We start from the raw sequence: 18,993 nt of genomic DNA on the forward strand, positions 1-18,993 counted from the left end.
GGTGGATCAGCCCTCCTGAAGGGTGGTCAGGCCGTGCTCGATGAAGACGGGAACCAGCTCGCCGATGCGGTCGAAGCCGCGGCCGACCGTCTGGCCCAGGGTGTAGCGGTAGTGGATGCCCTCCAGGATCACGGCGAGCTTGAACCACGCGAACGCCGTGTACCAGGCGACCGCCGACACGTCGCGGCCCGAGCGCGCGGCGTACCGCTCGATCAGCTCGGCCGGGGTGGGGTGTCCGGGGGCCGAAGCGGTCGTGGAAATGGGGGAGTTGGGGAGGTCCAGCGGCATGCTGTACATGACGAGGAGACCCAGGTCGGTGAGCGGGTCGCCGAGGGTGGACATCTCCCAGTCGAGGATCGCCTTGATCTTGTCGTCCGCGCCGATCAGCACGTTGTCCAGGCGGTAGTCGCCGTGCACGACCGCCGGTGCGGGGGAGTCGGGGAGGCGGCGGCCGAGGGCCGCGTGCAACTCCTCGACGCCGGCCAGCTCGCGGTTGCGGGAGGCGTCCAACTGCTTGCCCCAGCGGCGCAGTTGGCGGTCCAGGAAGCCCTCGGGGCGGCCGAAGTCCGCGAGACCCACCTCGGCGGGGTCCACCGCGTGCAACTCGACCAGCGTGTCCACCAGTTCGAGCACCGCGCCCCGGGTGCGCTCGGGGCCGATCGGGGTGAGCTCGTCGGCGGTGCGGTACGGCGTGCCCTCGACGAACTCCATGACGTAGAACGGCGCCCCGAGCACCTCGTCGTCCTCGCACAGGAGGATGGGCTTCGGCACCGGCACGTTCGTCGGGTGCAGGGCGCTGATCACCCGGTGCTCGCGTCTCATGTCGTGCGCGGTGGCCAGCACGTGGCCGAGCGGGGGGCGCCGTACGACCCACTTCGTGGTGGAGTCGGTGACCGCGTAGGTGAGGTTCGACCGTCCGCCCTCGATCAGCCGGCCGGACAGGGCGCCGGTCACCAGACCGGGCCGCTCGCGGTCGAGCAGCCCGCGCAGCCGGTCCAGATCGAGTCCGGGCGGGTGGTCGGGGCTCATACATCACTCCTACGAATGGAGGAACACGTCTTCACCCATCATGCCGACCGGTCGGTATGTCGTCCAGTAGGGGAGTGAAACGTGACCGGGGCCACCATAGGCCGACAGCTCCCCGCGCCGGGCGACGGGGAGCTGTGCGTCAGTGGTTCCAGGCCGTTCCCGGCCGTGGGTGTCGGCTCAGTGGTCGTCCCAGTGTCCGTCGTGCAGGGCGTGGCGGTGGCCGTCGTGCACGTAGTCGACGTGGTCGCCGTGCAGGACGCTCTCGTGACCGCAGTCCTGGCCGTGCTGGTGCGCGTGCTCCTGGTGGGCGACGTGGCCGCCGGGCTCGCACTCGTCCCAGTGGCCGCCGTGCTCGCGGTGCAGGTGGCCGTCGTGCGCGTAGTCGACGTGGTCGCCGTGCGGCACCGTGGCGTGTCCGCAGTCCGGGCCGTGCGTGTGGGTGTGGGAGGAGTGCTCCAGGTGAAGGGTGGTCATGGTGCTCACCTTCGGAAGTGCGGGCTGTGACGACGGACAGGCTGCCACGGGAATCGCCCATATCGGGTGATCCGGGGCGCGTGGCGCCGGGAGTTGGGGGCGGTGGGTTCGCCCGCGGGTATGTGGGTTGTTCGCCCGCGGGCATGTGGGTGGGGCGGGGTCGTGGCGGTACGGCGAGCCCACCGCTGGTCGGGCCCCTCCGGTGTTGCCACAGCTGGACGGGTTGGTGCCGGGTACGCGGCGGCCCGCGCCTCAGTACACGAGCACCGCCGCGCACACCGCCACTGCCACCGTGCACAGCATCGCCGTCACGGCGTGCCGTGGGGTCAGGGCCGGGGGGATCCCGCCGGCCGCGAGGGTACGGATGCGGCGGTGGGCCACTGCCAGGAAGCCCAGCCAGAGTGCGCAGCACAGGGCACAGATGACCACGCCCTCGATCTGTACGCCGCCGTGCAGGGCGGATTTCGCGGCGAGGACGGCGGCGACCGTGCTCGACAGGGTCGTACGCCGCCAGGCCAGTCGGGTCCGTTCGGGTTGCAGGCCCGGGTCGCGGTCCTGCGCCGGGGGCCTGGTCACCCTTCCCATCCGGCGAGTACGACGACGACCATCGCCACGGCCACGATCGCCACGGCGATGCTCAGCAGTGCCGGGAAGCGGGACACCGGCAGATCCTCGCCCCGGCGCATCGCCCGCTCGCAGCGCACCCAGTGGTTGACCGCGCGCAGCGAGCACAGGACGCCCGCCGCGAGCAGCGCGAGGGCCAGCCCTACCCGTACGCCCCAGCGCAGATCCGGCAGGAACTGGTCCACCGCGAAGCCCCCGCCGATCAGCGCGAGCGCGGTGCGCAGCCAGGCCAGGAAGGTGCGTTCGTTGGCCAGCGAGAAACGGTAGTCGGGTGTGGCGCCTTCCTCGCTGATGTGCTGGGGCTCGAACCACAGCCGGACGTTCCGTGCAAAATCGATCACGGGAAGGACCCTATCCGGCTCTTTCTCCCCGGTCCTTCCGGTGCGCCTTGAGTCTGTCGTAGGCCGCCACGCCGTCCGGCACCCACTCCCACTCGGCCATACGCTGCTCGATCTCCTCGTCCTCCAGGAAGTCGTGCCACGCGACCTCCTCGACCTGCGGGCTGACCGGCAGCTCGCAGCGGACCTCGTACACCGCCGACCACCAGGTCTGCCCGGCCCCGTCGTCGTACAGGAACTTGAAGAGGAATGTGGGGTGGGGCAGGCCGGATACCCCTAGTTCCTCCTCGGCCTCGCGGAGTGCCGCGTCGTCGTAGGACTCGCCCGCGCCCACCACTCCGCCGACGAACATGTCGTAGAGGGAGGGGAAGACGAGTTTTGTGGGGGTGCGGCGGTGGACGAAGACCTGGCCGTGTGCGTTGCGGGTCTGGATGAAGACCGCGCGGTGGCGCAGGCCCTGTGCGTAGGCCTCGCCGCGGGGGGACTGGGTGATGACCTGGTCGTTCTCGTCGACGATGTCGAGGAGTTCGTCAGCTGGGTTCATGTCCCCATCAAACAGGGGGCGGTCGTCAGTGCGGCTGGAGGGCCGGTGCGGGCTTCGGCTTTGTCGTGCCGCGGGGCATCGCGGGGTGCATGCCGAGGAGCAGGATGCCTACGACGATTCCGGCCAGGCCCACCGCCTCCCAGGCCAGCGCGCCCGTGTCGGCGTGCAGGCGGTCGCCCAGGAAGCCCACCCCGCAGATGATCCCGGCGAGTGGCTGGGCCGCGGTGAGGGCCGGCAGGGACATGCGCAGGGGGGCTGTCTCGAAGGCGCTCTGTACGAGGACCAGGCCGGTCACGCCGAGGGCGAGCACGCCGTACGGCTGCCAGCCCGTGAGGAGTTCGGTGAGGCCGCCCTCGGTGAAGCGCTGGCCGCTGACCCGGGTGAGCGCGTCCTGCACGCCGTAGAGAAGGCCGGCCGCCAGGGCCAGCAGGACCGGGCCCGAGCTGAGGCGGGAGCGTTTGGCGTACGTCGTGAGGAGGAGGGCGAGGCCCACCATCGCGCCGATGATCAGCCAGTGACGGAAGGGGTCCGTGACCGGCGTTCCGCTGCGTGGTTCGCCCGCGACGATGAAGGTCGTGACGCCGCCCGCGAGGAGTGCGAGGCCTGCCCAGCCCTGTCGGCCCAGGGACTGTCGGGTCTGCTTGCGGGAGAGTGCGAGTGCGAAGAGGAGGTTCGTCGCGAGGAGGGGTTCGACGAGGGAGACCTCGCCGTTGCTGAGCGCTATCGCGCCGAGCACCATGCCCGCGATCATCAGGCCGATGCCGCCGAGCCAGCGCGGTACCCGCATCAGGTCGAGGAGCAGCCTGGGGGAGAGGAAGTCGCTCAGGGGTGCCTGCTGGGCCACGTTCTGCTGGAGCACGAACCCGAAGCCGAGGCAACAGGCGGCACTCACGGAGAGCATCAGAACCAGAAGGGACACGCTGCGTACCTCGATCGTCAGGCCGGGCTACGGGATGCGTTTGGGCGACTGTAGCGCCCCAGGGCCCGGCTTGCCCCTGGGAGTACCCGGAAGCGGGTGGTCGATCCGGTCACGATGCTCTGACGACCGTGGGCACGATCGGAGGCTGCGGCGGGACCGTGCTGCCATGGTCCGTCGCCGCGCGCCCGAGCGCCATGGCGTACGCCACACCGATGACCCGCGAACGCTTGGGAGCGTACCGCCCAGGGTAGGGGATGGTGCCACAAGTGCCTTTTGTGCAACGGAAGTTGACAGGTGTAACAGCCGTACGGCACTTGACGTGAAGTATTGGTGGAGGGTTTGCTGTGCGTGATCGGCCGATGGCAGGTCGATGTCCCGCAGCGTCGCGTGAGGATCGTGAGGAATACCCGGGTGTCCCCACCCCCGCCACCCCTCGGACGCCGTCACAAGCGAGCCTCCCAGGCCTTCGACGCCGCGCTCGACGACGGTGAACTCGTCGCCGCGCGGGCCGCGTTGGCGCAGGGACGCTGGCAGGCGGCGCGTGGCCTGCTCGCCCAGACGGGCGACGATTGGGACCTTCGCGCCCACCGGGTCACCGTTCTCGCCCTGGAGTCCTACACCGCCGCCTGGGCCCGCGACTGGCTGCTCGCCGAACCCGAGTCCGGCGATGCCTCCGTCCTGCTCGCCGTGGCCCTTGTCCAGCGTGTGCTGGCGGGCAAGGAGAAGCCGGTCCGCGCCCGGGACGCCTGCCGTGCGGCGTCGGCCCGGCTGCCCGACGACCCGACGCCGTGGCTCGGACTGCTCCTCCTGGAGCACAGCCTCGGCACCGACGAGGGAGTCGTCCAGCTCTTCGACGAGGTCCGCCACCGCTACGCCGACCATCACCACGCCCACCATCTGATGGTGGCCCGGCTCGCGGAGCGCCGCGCCGAGGCGGGCGTCGACCCGCTGCACGAGGTCTACGACTTCGCCTACTGGGCCGCCGAACAGGCCCCCGCCGACTCCCCGCTCGCCATCCTGCCGGTCATCGCGCACGCCGAGCGCTACCGCGTGCTGGCCGCCGCCGGCCTCGAACCCGCCGACCCCGCCGCCTCCGGGCACTGGACCGGACGCCGGGCCCGGCAGGTCATGAAGGCCGCCTTCGACTGGTGGCTGGAGTGGGAGCACGAGGGCCATCCGCGCCGCCTCGTCGACCTCAACTTCCTCGCCCACGCCAAGTCCTGCGAGGGACGCGGCGCCGAGGCTGCCGCCCTGTTCCACCGCATCGGGGAGCACCCCACCCCGGCCCCGTGGTCCTACCCGGACCGCGACCCGCTCACCGCCTTCCGTGCCGCACGCGACTGTGCGCTCGGGACGTCGTAACGCCCCCGTACCAACGACTCGGCAGCGATGCGACGCACCCGTCGCAACGCCGCCGTAGCGAAGTAACGCGACCGTAGCAACGCTCCCGTAGCGACCCCGAAAGGACGTTCCCGCCATGACGACGGGCAGTTCCAGAACGAGCAGCGCCACCTCGGACGGCGGCGGTATCAGCACCTTCAGGGGGCAGGAGCGCGCGCTGCGCGCCGACCGCCTCGGCACCGGGGGCCTGCTGCTCTCCGTGCTCGCCGCGACCGCGCCCCTCATGGTGGTCGCGGGTGTCATGCCCACCACATTCGCGGTGATGGGCATCGAGGGGCAGCCGCTGCTCTTCGTCCTCCTCGGTGTGGTCCTGGTCCTCTTCAGCGTCGGCTACGCCGAGATGAGTAGACACGTCCACAACGCGGGCGCCTTCTACGCCTACATCTCCCGCGGCCTCGGCGGCACCGCCGGCGCGGCCGCTGCGCTGGTGGCGCTCGTCGCCTACAACGCCCTCCAGGTCGGCATCTACGGCATCTTCGGCTTCGAGGTCTCCGGACTGTTCTCCACCTACGCCGATGTTCAAGTGGCCTGGTGGATACCGGCGTTGGCGGCCGTGCTCGCCGTCGGCGCGCTCGGCTGGCTGAAGATCGACGTCAACGCGCGCGTGCTCGGCGTCCTGCTGGTCATCGAGGTCGCGCTCGTCGTCGTCTTCGACATCGCGGCCGTCGCCGACCCGGCCAAGGAGGGCCTGTCCCTGCACGCCTTCAACCCGGACACCCTTAGCGGCGCCGGCGTCGGCACCGCCCTGTGCTTCTGCATCGCCGCGTTCCTCGGCTTCGAACAGGCCCCGGTGTACGCCGAGGAGACCAGCCGCCCGCACATCCTGGTGCCGCGCGTGATGTTCCTCGCGGTCGGCGGCGTCGCCGTCTTCTTCGCGCTCAGCTGCTGGGCGCTCACCGTCGCGGCGGGGCCCTCGCAGATCATCGGCGTCTCCCAGAAGCAGAGCGCCGGCCTGCTCTTCTACCTCACCGAAGCCCGGCTCGGCGGCACCTTCACCGACGTGCTCCACGTCCTGTTCGTCACCGGCATGTTCGCGGCCATGCTCAGCTTCCACAACGTCGTCGCCCGCTACGCCTTCGCCATGGGCCGCGAGGGCCTGCTGCCGTCCGCCTTCGGCCGTACGACGAGCGGGAGCGGCGCCCCCGGCACCGGCTCGCTGCTCCAGACCGCCGTGTCCGCCGTGATCGTGATCGCCTTCGCGATCGCCGACGACAAGCCCACCGGCGACCCCACCGAACCCGTCCTGCACCTGTTCACCTGGTTCGGCAACATCGGTGCCCTCGGCGTGATCCTGCTGATGGCCGCCGCCTCCCTCTCGGTGATCGTCTTCTTCGCCCGCCGCGGCTCCGCGGCCGCCCAGGCCTGGCGCCTGGTCACCTCCGCGCTGGCCGGCCTCGCGCTCGTCGGCATCGCCGTCTACACGGTCAAGGACTTCGACGTCCTGGTCGGCGCGGGCCCCGGCTCGTCCCTGAGCTGGATCCTGCCCGGCATCATCGGCCTCGCCGTCATCATCGGCCTGGCCCAGGGCCTGCTCCTGCGCTCCCGCAACCCCGAGGCCCACGCCCGCATCGGGCTCGGCAACGAGGCGTTCCAGCTGGAGAAGGCGGCGGGGGAGACGCCGTAGGAACCTGTCGTTGCTGAGAAGCACGTAAGAAGTGGTTACGGAAGTCTGACGGGCACCCGCGATCCCTGGCCGCGCCGGGGTCGCGGGTGTTCGAATGACTGCGTGAACCCTGAACAAGCCGAGCCCGAGGGTGCGGAGAAGGCGGAGGGCCGGCCACTAGGCCGCCGGGTCCTCCTGGGCACCCTCGGCCTGGGCGCCCTCGGCGTCGTCGCCGCGCCCGCCCTGCAGAAAGGCATGGAGGGCTTCCTCGGTGCCGTCTCCGGCAAGGACCCCACCGGGCTGACCGGACTGCTCCCGAACGGCGGCGGCTTCCGCTACTACTCGGTCACCGCCTCCGTGCCGAACAAGAACGCCGAGAACTACCGCCTGACCGTCGACGGGCTGGTCGACAAGCCGGCGTCCTACACGCTCGCCGACCTGCGCGCGTTGCCGCAGACCCGGCTGGTCAAGGACGTCCAGTGCGTCACCGGCTGGCGGGTCCCCGGGACCCCCTTCGAGGGGGTGCGCCTGTCCCGGCTCCTGGACGCCGCGGGAGTGCGCGCCAAGGCCGGGGCGGTGCGCTTCACCTGCTTCGACGGCGCCTACACGGAGAGCCTCACCCTCGACCAGGCCCGCCGCTCGGACATCCTGGTCGCGCTGCGCATGCAGGACAAGCCGCTGGGCCACGACCACGGCGGCCCGGTCCGCCTCTACGTGGCACCCATGTACTTCTACAAGTCCGCCAAGTGGCTCTCCGGCATCACGGTCACCGAACACGTGAAGCCCGGCTACTGGGAGGACCGGGGCTACGACGTCGACGCCTGGGTCGGCAAGTCGAACGGACGCGACGATGACCCTACGAGCTGAAGCCCACGCCCCGCGGACGGAGCCGTCGGCCCGCGTCCGCCGCTTCGGCCGCGCCGAACGCTGGGTGCACCGGACCACGGCCCTGCTGATGGGCATCTGCGTGTTCACGGCGGCCTGCCTGTACATCCCGGCGTTCGCCGAACTGGTCGGCCGCCGTGACCTGGTCGTCCGTATCCACGAGTGCGCCGGACTCGCACTCCCCGTGCCCGTCCTGATCGGCCTGGTCTCCCGCGGTTTCCGCGTCAACCTCGGCTTCCTCAACCGCTTCGGCCCGCACGACCGCGTCTGGCTGCGCGGCGCCCTGATGCGCGACAAACGCCGGTCGGCGCGCCCGGCGGGCAAGTTCAACGCCGGCCAGAAGATCTACGCCAACTGGATCGCCGGCGCCACCCTGGTGATGCTCGGCACGGGCCTGATGATGTGGTTCACCCACCTCACCCCGATCCAGTGGCGCACCAGCGCGACCTTCGTCCACGACTGGCTCGCCCTGACGATGGGCATCGTCCTGGGCGGCCACATCGGCATGGCGCTGGGCGACCCGGAGGCCAGGGCGGGCTTGCGCACGGGCTCGGTGAGCCGGGACTGGGCCAAGCGCGAACACCCGCTCTGGAAGCCGTAGTTGAGGCCTTGCATGTAGTGGTTGAAGCCTTGGGCGTAGTGGTTGAGGCTTGGGGCGGCGTGCTGGTCGCCCCCGCTCAGCCCCCGAAGTCCAGCAGCACCTTGCACGACCGGCTCCGGTCGGCCGCCAGCGCGAACGCCGACTCCGCCTCGCGCACCGGCACCACCGCACTCACCAGAGCGTCGAACGCGGGCTCCACGGCGAGGAGTTGGAGCGCGTCGTTGAACTCCTCGTCGAAGCGGAACGCCCCGCGCAGCTCGATCTCCCGGCTGACGACCAGGTTCCCCGCGAAGGGACTCTGCCCCGGCGGCAGCATCCCGAGCTGGACGACGACCCCGCCCCGCCGCACGAGCCGCAGACAGGTGTCGAGTCCGGCCGCGACCCCGGACGCCTCGACGGCCACGTCCACCTCGGACGGCCACCCGGAGTCGTCCCGGTCGTCGGCCCGTACGACGGTGTCGGCGCCGGCCGCGGTGGCGTACTCCAGGGCCGCAGGGAGCAGGTCCGTGACCGTCACGTGTGCCGCGCCGGCCGCCTTCGCCGCCGCGACGACCAGACAGCCGATCGGGCCCGCGCCGGTGACCAGCACATGGCGCCCCCGCACGTCCCCGGCCCGGCGTGCGGCGTGCAGCGCGACGGAGAGCGGTTCGGCGAGAGCGGCCCGGCGCAGCTCAAGGCCCGCCGGGATCGCCCTCAACTGCTCGGCCGGGACGGTGACTTGGGCCGCGAAACCGCCCTGCACGTGCGGGAAGCGGGCCGCGCTGCCCAGGTACGCGGTGTCCCGGCACACGTTGCGCCGCCCGTCCACGCACTCGGGGCACACCCCGCACGGCGTGGCCGGGTGCACGGCAACCGCCGTACCAGGGACGGGACCTGTGGCCCCGGGGCCGTAGGACACGACCGTGCCGACCACCTCGTGGCCGAGCAGCATCGGTTCCTTGAGGCGGAAGTCGCCGACGCCGCCGTGGCGCCAGTAGTGGAGGTCGGAGCCGCAGACGCCGCCGTAGCGGACGGCGACCAGGGCCTGGCCGGGGCCGGGCTCCGGGACCGTCAACTCCTCGACGCGCAGGTCGTCCTGACCGTGGATCACACAGCCCAGCATGTCCGGCACGATGATGTCCCCTTTCACAGCACGCTCGTCATGCCGCCGTCGACGTACAGGATCTGTCCGCTCACGAAGTCCGCGGCGGGCGACGCCAGGAACAGCACCCCGCCCACCAGGTCCTCCGTACGGCCCCAGCGGCCGGCCGGGGTCCGCTTGCGCACCCAGGCGCTGAACTCCTCGTCCTGGACGAGGGGTCGGGTGAGTTCCGTCTCGATGTAGCCCGGTCCCAGGCCGTTGACCTGGACACCGGACGGGCCCCAGTCCGCGCACATGCCCTTGGTGAGCATCTTCAACGCGCCCTTGGTGGCCGCGTAGGGCGCGATGCCGGGGCGGACCACCTCGCTCTGCAGCGAGCAGATGTTGATGATCTTCCCGTGGCCGCGTTCCGTCATCCGGCGGGCCGCCTCGCGGCCGACCAGGAACGCGCTGGTGAGGTTGGTGTCGATGATGCGGTGCCAGTCGGAGTCGGTGAACTCCAGGAGTGGGGCGCGCAGTTGCATGCCCGCGTTGTTGACGAGGATGTCGAGCGGACCGACCCGCTCCTCGACCTCCGCGATTCCGGCGGCGACTGACGGACCGTCGGTCACGTCGAAGGCCGCCGTGTGGACGTCGCCGGACAGTTCGGCGGCGGCCTTGGTGAGGCGTTCGCCGTCCCGTCCGTTCAGGACGACCGTGCAACCGGCCTCCAACAGGCCCTGGGCGAGGGCGAGTCCGATGCCCCGGCTGGAACCGGTGACCAGGGCCGTACGGCCACTGATGTCGAAAAGAGGATGACTCATTGCCGTACCCCTAGATGATCAGCGAGAGGAGGAGGACCAGTCCGCCGGCGACGACCGAGATGATCGTCTCCATGACGGACCAGGTCTTGAGGGTCTGGCCGACACTCAGGCCGAAGTACTCCTTCACCAGCCAGAAACCGGCGTCGTTGACATGGCTGAAGAAGAGCGAGCCCGCGCCGATCGCCAGCACCAGCAGGGCGGTGTGGGTGCTCGACATGTCGGCGGCCAGCGGGGCGACCAGACCGGCCGCCGAGATGGTGGCCACCGTCGCCGAACCGGTCGCCAGCCGGATCGCCACCGCGATCAGCCAGGCCAGCAGCAGCGCCGGGATCGACCAGTCCTTGGAGATGTCCAGGATCATCTGACCGACACCGGAGTCGATCAGCGTCTGCTTGAAACCGCCGCCCGCGCCGACGATGAGCAGGATGCCCGCGATCGGCATCAGCCCCTTCTCGACGGTCGAGGACAGCCGCTCCCTGGTGAACCCGGCCGGGCGGCCCAGCGTGAACATGCCGACGATGACCGCCGCGAGCAGCGCGATCAGCGGCGACCCGATGACGTCGAACACGCGCTGAACGGTGTGCTCGGGGTCGTCCACGACGATGTCCACCAGCGCCTTGGAGAGCATCAGCACGACCGGCAGCAGGATCGTGGCGAGGGTCGCGCCGAAGCCGGGACGCTTCTCCAGGTCCTCGGACGGCCGGGCCGGGATCATCCGCTCGGGGGCCTGGACGTCCACCCAGCGGGCGGCGACCTTCGAGAACAGCGGGCCCGCGATGACGACGGTCGGGATGGCGACCAGCACGCCCAGCGCGAGGGTCAGACCGAGGTTGGCCTTGAGCGCGTCGACGGCGACCAGCGGCCCGGGGTGCGGCGGAATGAGGCCGTGCATGACCGACAGGCCCGCCAGTGCCGGGATGCCGATCCGCATGAGCGAGTAGTTGCCGCGCTTGGCGACCATCAGGACGACCGGGATCAGCAGCACGATGCCGACCTCGAAGAACAGCGGCAGCCCGATCACCGAGGCGATCAGCACCATCGCCCACGGCATCGACCGGGGACTGGCCTTCGCGAGGATCGTGTCGACGATCTGGTCCGCGCCGCCCGAGTCGGCGAGCAGCTTGCCGAGGATCGCGCCCAGCGCGATCAGCACGCCCACGCCGGCGACGGTCGAACCGAGTCCGGTGGTGAAGCTGGTGATGGCCTTGTCCAGCGGCGCCCCGGCGAACGCGCCGAGCGCGAGCGAGCCGATGGTCAGCGCCAGGAAGGCGTGCATCTTGAACTTGGTGATGAGCAGGACGATGACGGCGATGCCCGCCAGTACGGCGATGCCCAGCTGAGCGTGGCCGGCCGAGGTGATGGGCTCGACGGGGTCCGCTGCCAGCATCTCGACGCTGAGTCTGGTCACGGTGAATTCCTTGCGGATACGGGGAGGTGGGGTGACAGGCGGTACTTGGGAGGTACTTGAGGTATTAGGCGGTACTCGAGGTACTAGGAGGTCGGCTCGGGGACTTGCGCGAGCGCGGCCGTCGCCCGCTCGGCGATCTGCTCCGGGCTGCCGCCGACATCCACGGCGACACCCGCCTCGTCGGCCTCCAGCGGCTGGAGCGTGGCGAACTGCGAGTCGAGCAGCGCGGTCGGCATGAAGTGCCCGTGCCGGTGCGCCATCCGGTCCTCGATGAGGGCGCGGTCGCCGGTGAGGTGGACGAAGACGACCCCGGGAGCGGCGGCCCGCAACCGGTCGCGGTACGACCGCTTCAGCGCCGAACTGCTCACCACCCCGCCGAGCCCCGCACGCCCGTGCGCCCAGTCGCCGATGGCGTCGAGCCACGGCCACCGGTCCTCGTCGGTCAGCGGGACACCGGCCGACATCTTGGCGATGTTGGCCTGCGGGTGGAAGTCGTCGCCCTCGGCGTACGGAACGCCGAGCCGGGCCGCGAGCAGGGGACCGATGGTGGTCTTCCCGGTGCCCGCTACGCCCATGACCACGACGACATGGGGGGTACGCATCGCTGCCTCACTGTCTCCGTCGACACCTGATGTCGAACCCACTGAAACCGATTAGGTACGACGAATTCAAGAGTCTGTGACATATAAGTCTGACTTTTTGGTTCCGTGATGTGCCCCGTACGCTGAGTGCATGACCACTCCGGGCCGCGGGCTGCACGGCCGCGTACTCGACTCCCTCGGCCCCGCCATCACCGCGGGCGAGTACCCGCCGGGCAGTGTCCTGCGCACGGACGAGCTCGCCAAGGACTTCGAGGTCTCCCGCTCCGTGATGCGCGAGGCGGTCCGCGTCCTCGAATCCATGCACCTGGTCGAGTCCCGCCGCCGCGTGGGCGTCACCGTCCGGCCCAAGGCCGCGTGGAATGTCTACGACCCGCAGGTCATCCGCTGGCGCCTGGCGGGCGCCGACCGCCCGCAGCAACTGCGCTCACTCACGGTGCTGCGCTCCGCGGTCGAACCGATCGCGGCCGGCCTCGCCGCCAAGTTCGCCACGGCGGAGCAGTGCGCGGAACTCACCGAGTGCGCGATCGGCATGGTCGCCAACTCACGCGGCCACAAACTGGAGGCCTACCTCGTCCACGACGTGGCCTTCCACCGGGTGATCCTCGCCGCCTCCGGCAACGAGATGTTCGCCCGCCTGGGCGACGTCGTCACCGAGGTCTTGGCGGGCCGCACCCACCACGAGGTCATGTTCGAGGACCCCGACCCGGCCGCCGTCACCCTGCACGTCCAGGTCGCGGAGGCGGTCCGCGAGGGCGACGCCCTCCGCGCGGAGACCCTGACCCGCGAGATCACGGTCGGCGCCCTTCAGGAACTGGACATCCTGGCCCCGTAGGGCCTCAGTCCTCGATGAACTCCCCGTCGAGGTACACCCACGCCCCGTCGACCCGCTCGAACCGGCTCCGCTCATGAATCGCACCGCCCCGGTACGAGGCCCGGAACGTCACGGTCCCCGCGGAGTGGAACGCCGAGCCGCCTCCCGTTTCGAGGATCTCCAGCCCCGTCCACCGCATCCCCGGATCGAGATCGAGGGGCTCGGCGGGCCGCGTGCGCGGATGCCAGGTGCGCAGCAGGTAGGGCGCGTCCAGCCGTACGAAGGCGGTGTAGCGCGAGCGCATCAATGCCTCGGCGGTGGGGGCGGGGGCGGGGCCTGAGTGGTAGCGGCCGCAGCAGGTGTCGTAGGGGGTGGGGAGGCCGCAGGGGCAGGAAGGCGCGCTCATGACGGCAATTGTGCCCGCTCGCGCGAACCCCTCAGACCGCGATCCCCGTCTCGGCCGAAGGCATGGGCGGCAACCGCGTCCCATAGACCCACGCCTCGAAAAGCTGGTCCAACGACTCGGAAGTGAACCGGGACGCGTGAGACGTGAACGTCGCTGTCGTCACCGTCCCGTTGCGGTGCTGGTTGGCCCAGCCGCGCAGCATGCGGAAGAACGCGATGTCGCCCAGCGCGCAGCGCACCGCGTGGACGGTGACGCCGCCGCGTTCGTAGAGGCGGTCGTCGAACATGGACTTGCGGCCGGGGTCGGCGAGCCGCAGGTCCTGGGGGAGCGTGGAGAGCAACCGGTGCGCGGCGGCGGCGTGTTGATGGGCCGTACGGCCGCCCGAGCGCTCGGACCAGAGCCACTCGGCGTACTTGGCGAAGCCCTCGTTCAGCCAGATGTGGCGCCAGTCGGCGATCGAGACGCTGTTGCCGAACCACTGGTGCGCGAGTTCGTGCGCGACGAGCCGTTCCGAACCCCGGGCCCCGTCAACGTGGTTGGCGCCGAAGAGGGACAACCCCTGTGCCTCGACGGGGACATCGAGTTCCTCTTCCGTCACGACGACCGCGTACTCGTCGAAGGGGTAGGGCCCGAACAGGTCCTGGAACAGTTCCATCATCGCGGGCTGTCGCGCGAAGTCCCTTGAGAACTCCGGGAGTAGGTCCGACGGGATGTGCCCGTGCTGCGGGACCCCGCCCAGACCCGGGTCGCCCAGCAGCACCGTCTGGTACTTCCCGATCGACAGCCCGACCAGATAACTGGACGTCGGCGCCGACTGCTCGTACACCCAAGTGGTCGTAGAAGCCTTGGTAGTTCGCGTGAGGAGGCGGCCGCCCGCGACCACCGCGTACGCGGACGGCGTGGTGATCGAGATCTGGTACGACGCCTTGTCGGCGGGCCGGTCGTTGCACGGGTACCAGGACGGCGCCCCGATCGGCTGGCTCGCCACCAGCGCGCCGTCGGTCAGCTCCTCCCAGCCGAGCCCGCCCCAGGGGCTGGCGACCGGCTTGGGGTTGCCCGACCAGTGGACCTCCACGGTGAACGCGGCACCGGCCCGCAGCGGCTTCGCGGGCCGGACACGGAGTCGGCCGCCGCGGTGCGTGTAGTGCGGCTGGCGGCCGTCCACCCGGATCCGGCCGATCTTGAAGTCGCCCAGGTTCAGCTGGAATTCGGGCAGCGGCGCACGGCCCGCTATGGCGTTGATACGGGCCGTGCCGGAGAGACGGTTGGGGCCGGGGCGGTAGTCCAGCGCGAGCTCATAGCGGTGCACCCGGTAGCGGGCATCGCCGTTTGCCGGGAAATACGGGTCCGGACCCGCCGCCTGCTGAACGGTCACTGCTGCGTCTGCTCCCTGCGCTGTGCTCGTATCTCGTACCCGTGCACCGCCCTCCGAAGCCGACGCCGCGTGACCTGTGTTCAGGGTCGCCATGACTCGATCGGATTGCCCAGCCAGCGGGTGTCGTCCGGGACGGACTCCGCCGCCATCACGAGCGATGCGGGGCCCAGAGTGGTGCGCGCCCCGACCTCGCTGCCGGGCAGGACGATTCCGCCAGGACCCAGCGTCGCGCCCTCACGGAGGACCACAGTATCCGTCCGCAAGATCCGGTCGTGGAAGAGGTGGGTCTGGAGCACACAGCCGCGGTTCACCGTCGTGGCGTCCTCCAGGGTCACCAGGTCGGTCTCCGGCAGCCAGTAGCTCTCCACCCACACGCCCTTGCCGATGTGCGCCCCGAGCCCGCGCAGCCAGGCCGTCAGCACCGGTGTACCCGGCACGGAACCGGCCAGCCACGGCACCGCCACGACCTCGACGAAGGTGTCCGCCAGCTCGTTGCGCCACACGTAGCCACTCCACAGCGGGTGCTCGGCACCGCGGTGCCGCCCCACGAGGGTCCACTTGGCGATGATCGAGATCAGTCCGGCCGCAGCGCCCACCGCCAGCAGCACGAGCCCCGACAGCAGCGGCGCCCACACCCCGAGCGCGCACAGCGCGGCCACCGTCAGAACGGCCAGCCCCGCCGAGCAGAACACCGGCACGATCCGGCACAGCTCGACCAGACCGCGCGCCCACAGCAGCTTGGCCGGCGGGTCGTACGTCCGGCTCTGGTCGCCGCCGCTCGTGCTGCGCGGCAGCTTCACCGGCGGCAGTCCCAGGTACGACGTGCCCTTCTTCGCCTTCTTCGGCGTCGCCGACAACACCCCGACGAGCCCGCCGTCCGGCACGCTCCGCCCGGGCGCGGTCATCCCGGAGTTCCCGAGGAACGCCCGCCGCCCGATCTCGGCCCGCCCGATGTGCACCCAGCCGCCACCGAGTTCGTACGGCGCGGTCAACGTGTCGTCGGCCAGGAACGCACCCTCACCGACGGTCGTCAGGCTCGGCAGCGCGAGCACGGTCGACACCTCGGCACCGCGCCCGATCCGCATCCCGAGCAGCCGCAGCCACACCGGCGTGACGAGCCCGGCGTACAGCGGGAACAGGGTCTCGCGGGAGAGGTCCATGAGCTGCGTCACGGTCCACGCCTGCCAGCCGATCCGGCTGTGCGTCGGGTGCGTACCCTCCCGCAGCCTCAGGCTGAGCAGTCGTACACCGATCAGAATCAGTAGCGCGTACGTCAGCCCGAAGGCCAGCGTCGCCGGGACCAGCGCGATCGCCGCGCCCCGCAGGGCCTCGCCGAGACCGTCACCGGGCGCGATGAACGCGCTCGCCACCAGCAGTGCTACGGCACCGGAGACCACGGGGAGCATGGTGAGCGCGAAGCCCGTCACGCCGTACATCACCCGCCAGTAAGTGCCACGCTGCGGGCGCTCCTTGGGCCAGTTGCGCTTGGCCTTGCCGAGCTTGACGGCGGGCGCGCCCGCCCAGCGCTGGCCGGTCGGGACCGTGCCGGTGACGGCCGAACCCGGCGCGACCTCGGCCCGCTTGCCCACCCGGGCGCCGGGGAACAGCATGCTGCGCGTGCCGACGACGGCGTGCGCGCCGACCTTGACCGGGCCGATCTCCAGCCGGTCGCCGTCCAGCCAGTAGCCGGACAGGTCCACCTCGGACTCGACGGCGGCACCGCGGCCCAGCTTGAGCATGCCGGTGACCGGCGGGAGGGAGTGCAGATCGACGTCCGGGCCGATCTTGGCGCCGAGGGCCCGCGCGTACCGCTCCAGCCACGAGCCCGTCAGCGAGGTAGCCCCGCTGAACTCGGCCAGCCGCTCCGCCGTCCACAGCCGCAGATGCACGCTGCCGCCACGGTCGTAGCGTCCCGGCTTCACGCCGCGCAGCAGCAGGCGCGCACCGCCTGCCGCGATCGCGAGCCGGCCGGGCGGGCTGAACAGGAGCAGCGCGCCGGCGCCGACCAGCCACCACGAGGCCGTCGGGAGCCACGCGTAGCCGCTGAGTACGTTGCCGAGCGCGGCCAGTGCCACCGTCCAGCGCAGGCCGACCAGGGTGAACAGGGGGACCAGCGCGAGGAGTTGGATCACCTTGGCGCGGGTCGGCACCGGGGCGATCACCCGCGCGGTGCCGTCGCCCTGTGCCGAGTCCTCCAGGTGCCGGGCCAACTTGCGCAGCGTGGGCTGCTGGTAGATGTCGAGGACGGCCGCGCTCGGGTACCGGGTGCGCAGCCGCGTCGTCAACTGGGCGGCGGCCAGGCTGCTTCCGCCGATCGCGAAGAAGTCGTCGGCCGCGCTGCCCACGGGGATGCCGAGCACCTCGGCCCACTGCTCGGCGAGCCAGGCCTCCGTGCCGTAGAGCTGCTCCTTGGCGCCGGCGGTCTCCAGGCCTTCGAGCGGCCAGGGCAGTGCGTTCCGGTCGACCTTGCCCGAGGTGCGGGTCGGGAGGTCCTCGACCGGGGCGATCAACGGCACGAGGGCGGCGGGCAGTTCGGCCCGCAGCTTCTCCACGGCGGCGGCCTGGTCCCAGCCCTCCTGGGTGACGACATAGCCGACGAGGAGCTGGTTGCCGCTGCGCGCGGTGCGCACGGCGGCAGCCGCTCCGGCCACTCCGGGGAGTGCCTGGAGCGCCGCGTCGACCTCGCCGAGTTCGATCCGGCGTCCGCCGAGCTTGATCTGCTCGTCGGCCCGGCCGAGGAAGATGAGTCCCTCGGGCTCGGCCTTGACCAAGTCGCCACTGCGGTACGCCCGTTCCCAGCCGAGCGATTCGAGGGGCGCGTACTTCTCCGCGTCCTTCTCGGGGTCGAGGTAGCGGGCGAGCCCGACCCCGCCGATCACCAACTGCCCACTGCCGCCCATCGGTACGGGCACCCCGGCCTCGTCGACGACGGCCAACTCCCAGCCGTTCAGCGGCAGTCCGATGCGGATCGGCTCGTCGCCGGTCATCAGGGAGGCACAGGCGACGACGGTCGCCTCGGTCGGCCCGTACGTGTTCCAGACCTCACGCCCCTCGGTGACCAGCCGCTGCACCAGCTCGGGCGGGCAGGCCTCACCGCCGAAGATCAGCAGGCGTACGTCGTTCAGCGCTTCGGGCTCCCAGAGGGAGGCCAGCGTCGGCACGGTCGAGACGACGCTGATGTCCTGCTCGACCAGCCAGGGGCCGAGGTCGGCACCGCTGCGCACCTGCGAGCGCGGCACCGGCACCAGGCAGGCGCCGTAGCGCCAGGCCAGCCACATTTCCTCGCAGGACGCGTCGAAGGCCACGGACAGCCCCGCCATGACCCTGTCACCCGGACCGATGGGGTCCTCGGTGAGGAACAGCGCCGCCTCGGCGTCCACGAAGGCCGCCGCGCTGCGGTGCGAGACGGCGACGCCCTTGGGCTTGCCGGTGGAGCCGGAGGTGAAGATGATCCACGCGTCCTGCTCGACACCGGGCCGCGCGGCCGGGGCGTCGCTGTGCCCGAGCACGGTCAGCGCGTGCTCGGCACCGATGACGGCCCGCACGTCCGCCTCGCCGAAGACCAGCTCGGCCCGCTCGTCCGGGTCCTCGGCGTCCACGGGCACATAGGCGGCGCCGGCCGCGAGTACGGCGAGGATCGCGACGTAGAGGTCATTGGTACCGGACGGGACGCGCACGCCGACGCGGTCGCCGAGGCCGACACCGGCCGCGGCCAGGGTGCGGCGCAGGGTCTCCACCTCTACGGCCAGCGCACGGTAGGTGAGGCGGACGGTGCCGTCGTCCAGGGCGAGTTCGTCGGGATACGAGCGCACCGACGCGTCGAGGATGTCGACGAGCGTGCGGGCCGAGGCGGCGGGTGCCGCGGAGAAACGTGCCGTATCGCCGAACTGGGTGCGGATCTCTTCGTCGAGCGAGCCGAGAGCACTGCTCTCGTGTATGGCTGCCATCGGTCCTCGCGTCTCAAGCCCGGACACTTTCCGGGGCGCTGGCGGGTCCGCAGGTGCGCCGCGGGTTGTCCAGCTCCAGCTCCGTTCCGTAACAAGCCGGAAATTTTAGTACGACGCTAGGCTCCGGGCCTGCGGACGGCCA

General features: G+C 71.0%; 18 protein-coding genes. 5 read left to right on the plus strand and 13 right to left on the minus strand.

Annotated elements, in window-relative coordinates; genetic code table 11:
- Positions 1-6: 6 nt before the first annotated feature.
- The 6 genes from OG714_RS40260 to OG714_RS40285 all read right to left on the minus strand — a co-directional run bounded on the left by OG714_RS40260 (position 7) and on the right by OG714_RS40285 (position 3,928).
- The gene (locus tag OG714_RS40260; RefSeq protein WP_406128547.1) at positions 7-1,029 is read right to left on the minus strand and encodes a phosphotransferase family protein; all 1,023 of its coding nucleotides are present in this window, start codon (positions 1,027-1,029) and stop codon (positions 7-9) included.
- Between the two features lie 177 nt (positions 1,030-1,206).
- Positions 1,207-1,503 (minus strand): hypothetical protein, encoded by a 297-nt coding sequence (locus OG714_RS40265; protein ID WP_406128549.1) that lies wholly within the window; start codon positions 1,501-1,503, stop codon positions 1,207-1,209.
- 252 nt (positions 1,504-1,755) lie between these two features.
- Entirely contained in the window at positions 1,756-2,088 is a 333-nt protein-coding gene (locus OG714_RS40270) for a DUF202 domain-containing protein (RefSeq protein ID WP_406128550.1), read from the minus strand.
- A complete protein-coding gene (locus OG714_RS40275; RefSeq protein WP_406128552.1) occupies positions 2,076-2,468 on the minus strand; it encodes a YidH family protein in 393 nt (130 codons plus the stop codon). Before OG714_RS40275 ends, OG714_RS40270 begins: the two co-directional genes overlap by 13 nt.
- A gap of 10 nt (positions 2,469-2,478) precedes the next feature.
- Entirely contained in the window at positions 2,479-3,009 is a 531-nt protein-coding gene (locus OG714_RS40280; RefSeq protein WP_406128554.1) for an NUDIX hydrolase, read from the minus strand.
- A 25-nt stretch (positions 3,010-3,034) separates the two neighbouring features.
- The gene (locus OG714_RS40285) at positions 3,035-3,928 is read right to left on the minus strand and encodes a DMT family transporter (RefSeq protein WP_406128556.1); all 894 of its coding nucleotides are present in this window, start codon (positions 3,926-3,928) and stop codon (positions 3,035-3,037) included.
- 411 nt (positions 3,929-4,339) lie between these two features.
- Between OG714_RS40285 and OG714_RS40290 the strand changes: the two genes are divergently transcribed.
- The 4 genes from OG714_RS40290 (at position 4,340) to OG714_RS40305 (ending at position 8,418) form a co-directional block, all read left to right on the plus strand.
- Positions 4,340-5,290 carry a hypothetical protein gene (locus OG714_RS40290; protein ID WP_406128558.1) on the plus strand — a complete coding sequence of 317 codons (951 nt, stop codon included), beginning with the start codon at positions 4,340-4,342 and terminating at the stop codon, positions 5,288-5,290.
- Between the two features lie 115 nt (positions 5,291-5,405).
- Entirely contained in the window at positions 5,406-6,953 is a 1,548-nt protein-coding gene (locus tag OG714_RS40295) for an APC family permease (RefSeq protein ID WP_406128559.1), read from the plus strand.
- 102 nt (positions 6,954-7,055) lie between these two features.
- Complete coding sequence (locus OG714_RS40300) at positions 7,056-7,799, plus strand: molybdopterin-dependent oxidoreductase (protein ID WP_406128561.1); 744 nt, start codon at positions 7,056-7,058, stop codon at positions 7,797-7,799.
- A complete protein-coding gene (locus OG714_RS40305) occupies positions 7,783-8,418 on the plus strand; it encodes a cytochrome b/b6 domain-containing protein (protein ID WP_406128563.1) in 636 nt (211 codons plus the stop codon). Before OG714_RS40300 ends, OG714_RS40305 begins: the two co-directional genes overlap by 17 nt.
- A gap of 76 nt (positions 8,419-8,494) precedes the next feature.
- Here the strand turns inward: OG714_RS40305 and OG714_RS40310 are convergent, their stop codons facing one another.
- From OG714_RS40310 to OG714_RS40325, 4 genes are all read right to left on the minus strand, one after another.
- A complete protein-coding gene (locus OG714_RS40310; RefSeq protein WP_406132118.1) occupies positions 8,495-9,520 on the minus strand; it encodes an L-idonate 5-dehydrogenase in 1,026 nt (341 codons plus the stop codon).
- A 23-nt stretch (positions 9,521-9,543) separates the two neighbouring features.
- Entirely contained in the window at positions 9,544-10,302 is a 759-nt protein-coding gene (locus OG714_RS40315; protein WP_406128565.1) for an SDR family oxidoreductase, read from the minus strand.
- Between the two features lie 10 nt (positions 10,303-10,312).
- Positions 10,313-11,710, minus strand: a complete 1,398-nt coding sequence (locus OG714_RS40320; protein ID WP_406128566.1) for a GntP family permease — start codon at positions 11,708-11,710, stop codon at positions 10,313-10,315.
- 83 nt (positions 11,711-11,793) lie between these two features.
- On the minus strand, positions 11,794-12,312 hold the full coding sequence (locus OG714_RS40325) for a gluconokinase (RefSeq protein WP_406128567.1): 519 nt from the start codon (positions 12,310-12,312) through the stop codon (positions 11,794-11,796).
- A gap of 130 nt (positions 12,313-12,442) precedes the next feature.
- Here OG714_RS40325 and OG714_RS40330 point away from each other — a divergent pair, with 130 nt between their 5' ends.
- Positions 12,443-13,144, plus strand: coding sequence for a FadR/GntR family transcriptional regulator (locus tag OG714_RS40330; protein ID WP_019059159.1), 702 nt, complete (start codon positions 12,443-12,445; stop codon positions 13,142-13,144).
- Positions 13,145-13,148: 4 nt separating this feature from the next.
- Here the strand turns inward: OG714_RS40330 and OG714_RS40335 are convergent, their stop codons facing one another.
- From OG714_RS40335 to OG714_RS40345, 3 genes are all read right to left on the minus strand, one after another.
- A complete protein-coding gene (locus OG714_RS40335) occupies positions 13,149-13,529 on the minus strand; it encodes a YchJ family protein (protein WP_406128569.1) in 381 nt (126 codons plus the stop codon).
- A 31-nt stretch (positions 13,530-13,560) separates the two neighbouring features.
- The gene (locus OG714_RS40340; RefSeq protein WP_406128571.1) at positions 13,561-14,904 is read right to left on the minus strand and encodes a M1 family metallopeptidase; all 1,344 of its coding nucleotides are present in this window, start codon (positions 14,902-14,904) and stop codon (positions 13,561-13,563) included.
- 80 nt (positions 14,905-14,984) lie between these two features.
- Positions 14,985-18,851 carry a Pls/PosA family non-ribosomal peptide synthetase gene (locus tag OG714_RS40345; protein ID WP_406128573.1) on the minus strand — a complete coding sequence of 1,289 codons (3,867 nt, stop codon included), beginning with the start codon at positions 18,849-18,851 and terminating at the stop codon, positions 14,985-14,987.
- Between the last annotated feature and the right edge of the window lie 142 nt (positions 18,852-18,993).

The organism is Streptomyces sp. NBC_00989 (assembly GCF_045162655.1).
Taxonomy (GTDB): Bacteria; Actinomycetota; Actinomycetes; order Streptomycetales; family Streptomycetaceae; genus Streptomyces.

Bases quoted from the DNA above. Each gene is read 5' to 3' on its own strand.
- OG714_RS40295 (WP_406128559.1), top strand. From the start codon at position 5,406: ATGACGACGGGCAGTTCCAGAACGAGCAGCGCCACCTCGGACGGCGGC.
- OG714_RS40280 (WP_406128554.1), bottom strand. From the start codon at position 3,009: ATGAACCCAGCTGACGAACTCCTCGACATCGTCGACGAGAACGACCAG.
- OG714_RS40310 (WP_406132118.1), bottom strand. From the start codon at position 9,520: ATGCTGGGCTGTGTGATCCACGGTCAGGACGACCTGCGCGTCGAGGAG.
- OG714_RS40315 (WP_406128565.1), bottom strand. From the start codon at position 10,302: ATGAGTCATCCTCTTTTCGACATCAGTGGCCGTACGGCCCTGGTCACC.
- OG714_RS40270 (WP_406128550.1), bottom strand. From the start codon at position 2,088: ATGGGAAGGGTGACCAGGCCCCCGGCGCAGGACCGCGACCCGGGCCTG.
- OG714_RS40335 (WP_406128569.1), bottom strand. From the start codon at position 13,529: ATGAGCGCGCCTTCCTGCCCCTGCGGCCTCCCCACCCCCTACGACACC.
- OG714_RS40325 (WP_406128567.1), bottom strand. From the start codon at position 12,312: ATGCGTACCCCCCATGTCGTCGTGGTCATGGGCGTAGCGGGCACCGGG.
- OG714_RS40260 (WP_406128547.1), bottom strand. From the start codon at position 1,029: ATGAGCCCCGACCACCCGCCCGGACTCGATCTGGACCGGCTGCGCGGG.
- OG714_RS40330 (WP_019059159.1), top strand. From the start codon at position 12,443: ATGACCACTCCGGGCCGCGGGCTGCACGGCCGCGTACTCGACTCCCTC.
- OG714_RS40265 (WP_406128549.1), bottom strand. From the start codon at position 1,503: ATGACCACCCTTCACCTGGAGCACTCCTCCCACACCCACACGCACGGC.
- OG714_RS40305 (WP_406128563.1), top strand. From the start codon at position 7,783: ATGACCCTACGAGCTGAAGCCCACGCCCCGCGGACGGAGCCGTCGGCC.
- OG714_RS40345 (WP_406128573.1), bottom strand. From the start codon at position 18,851: ATGGCAGCCATACACGAGAGCAGTGCTCTCGGCTCGCTCGACGAAGAG.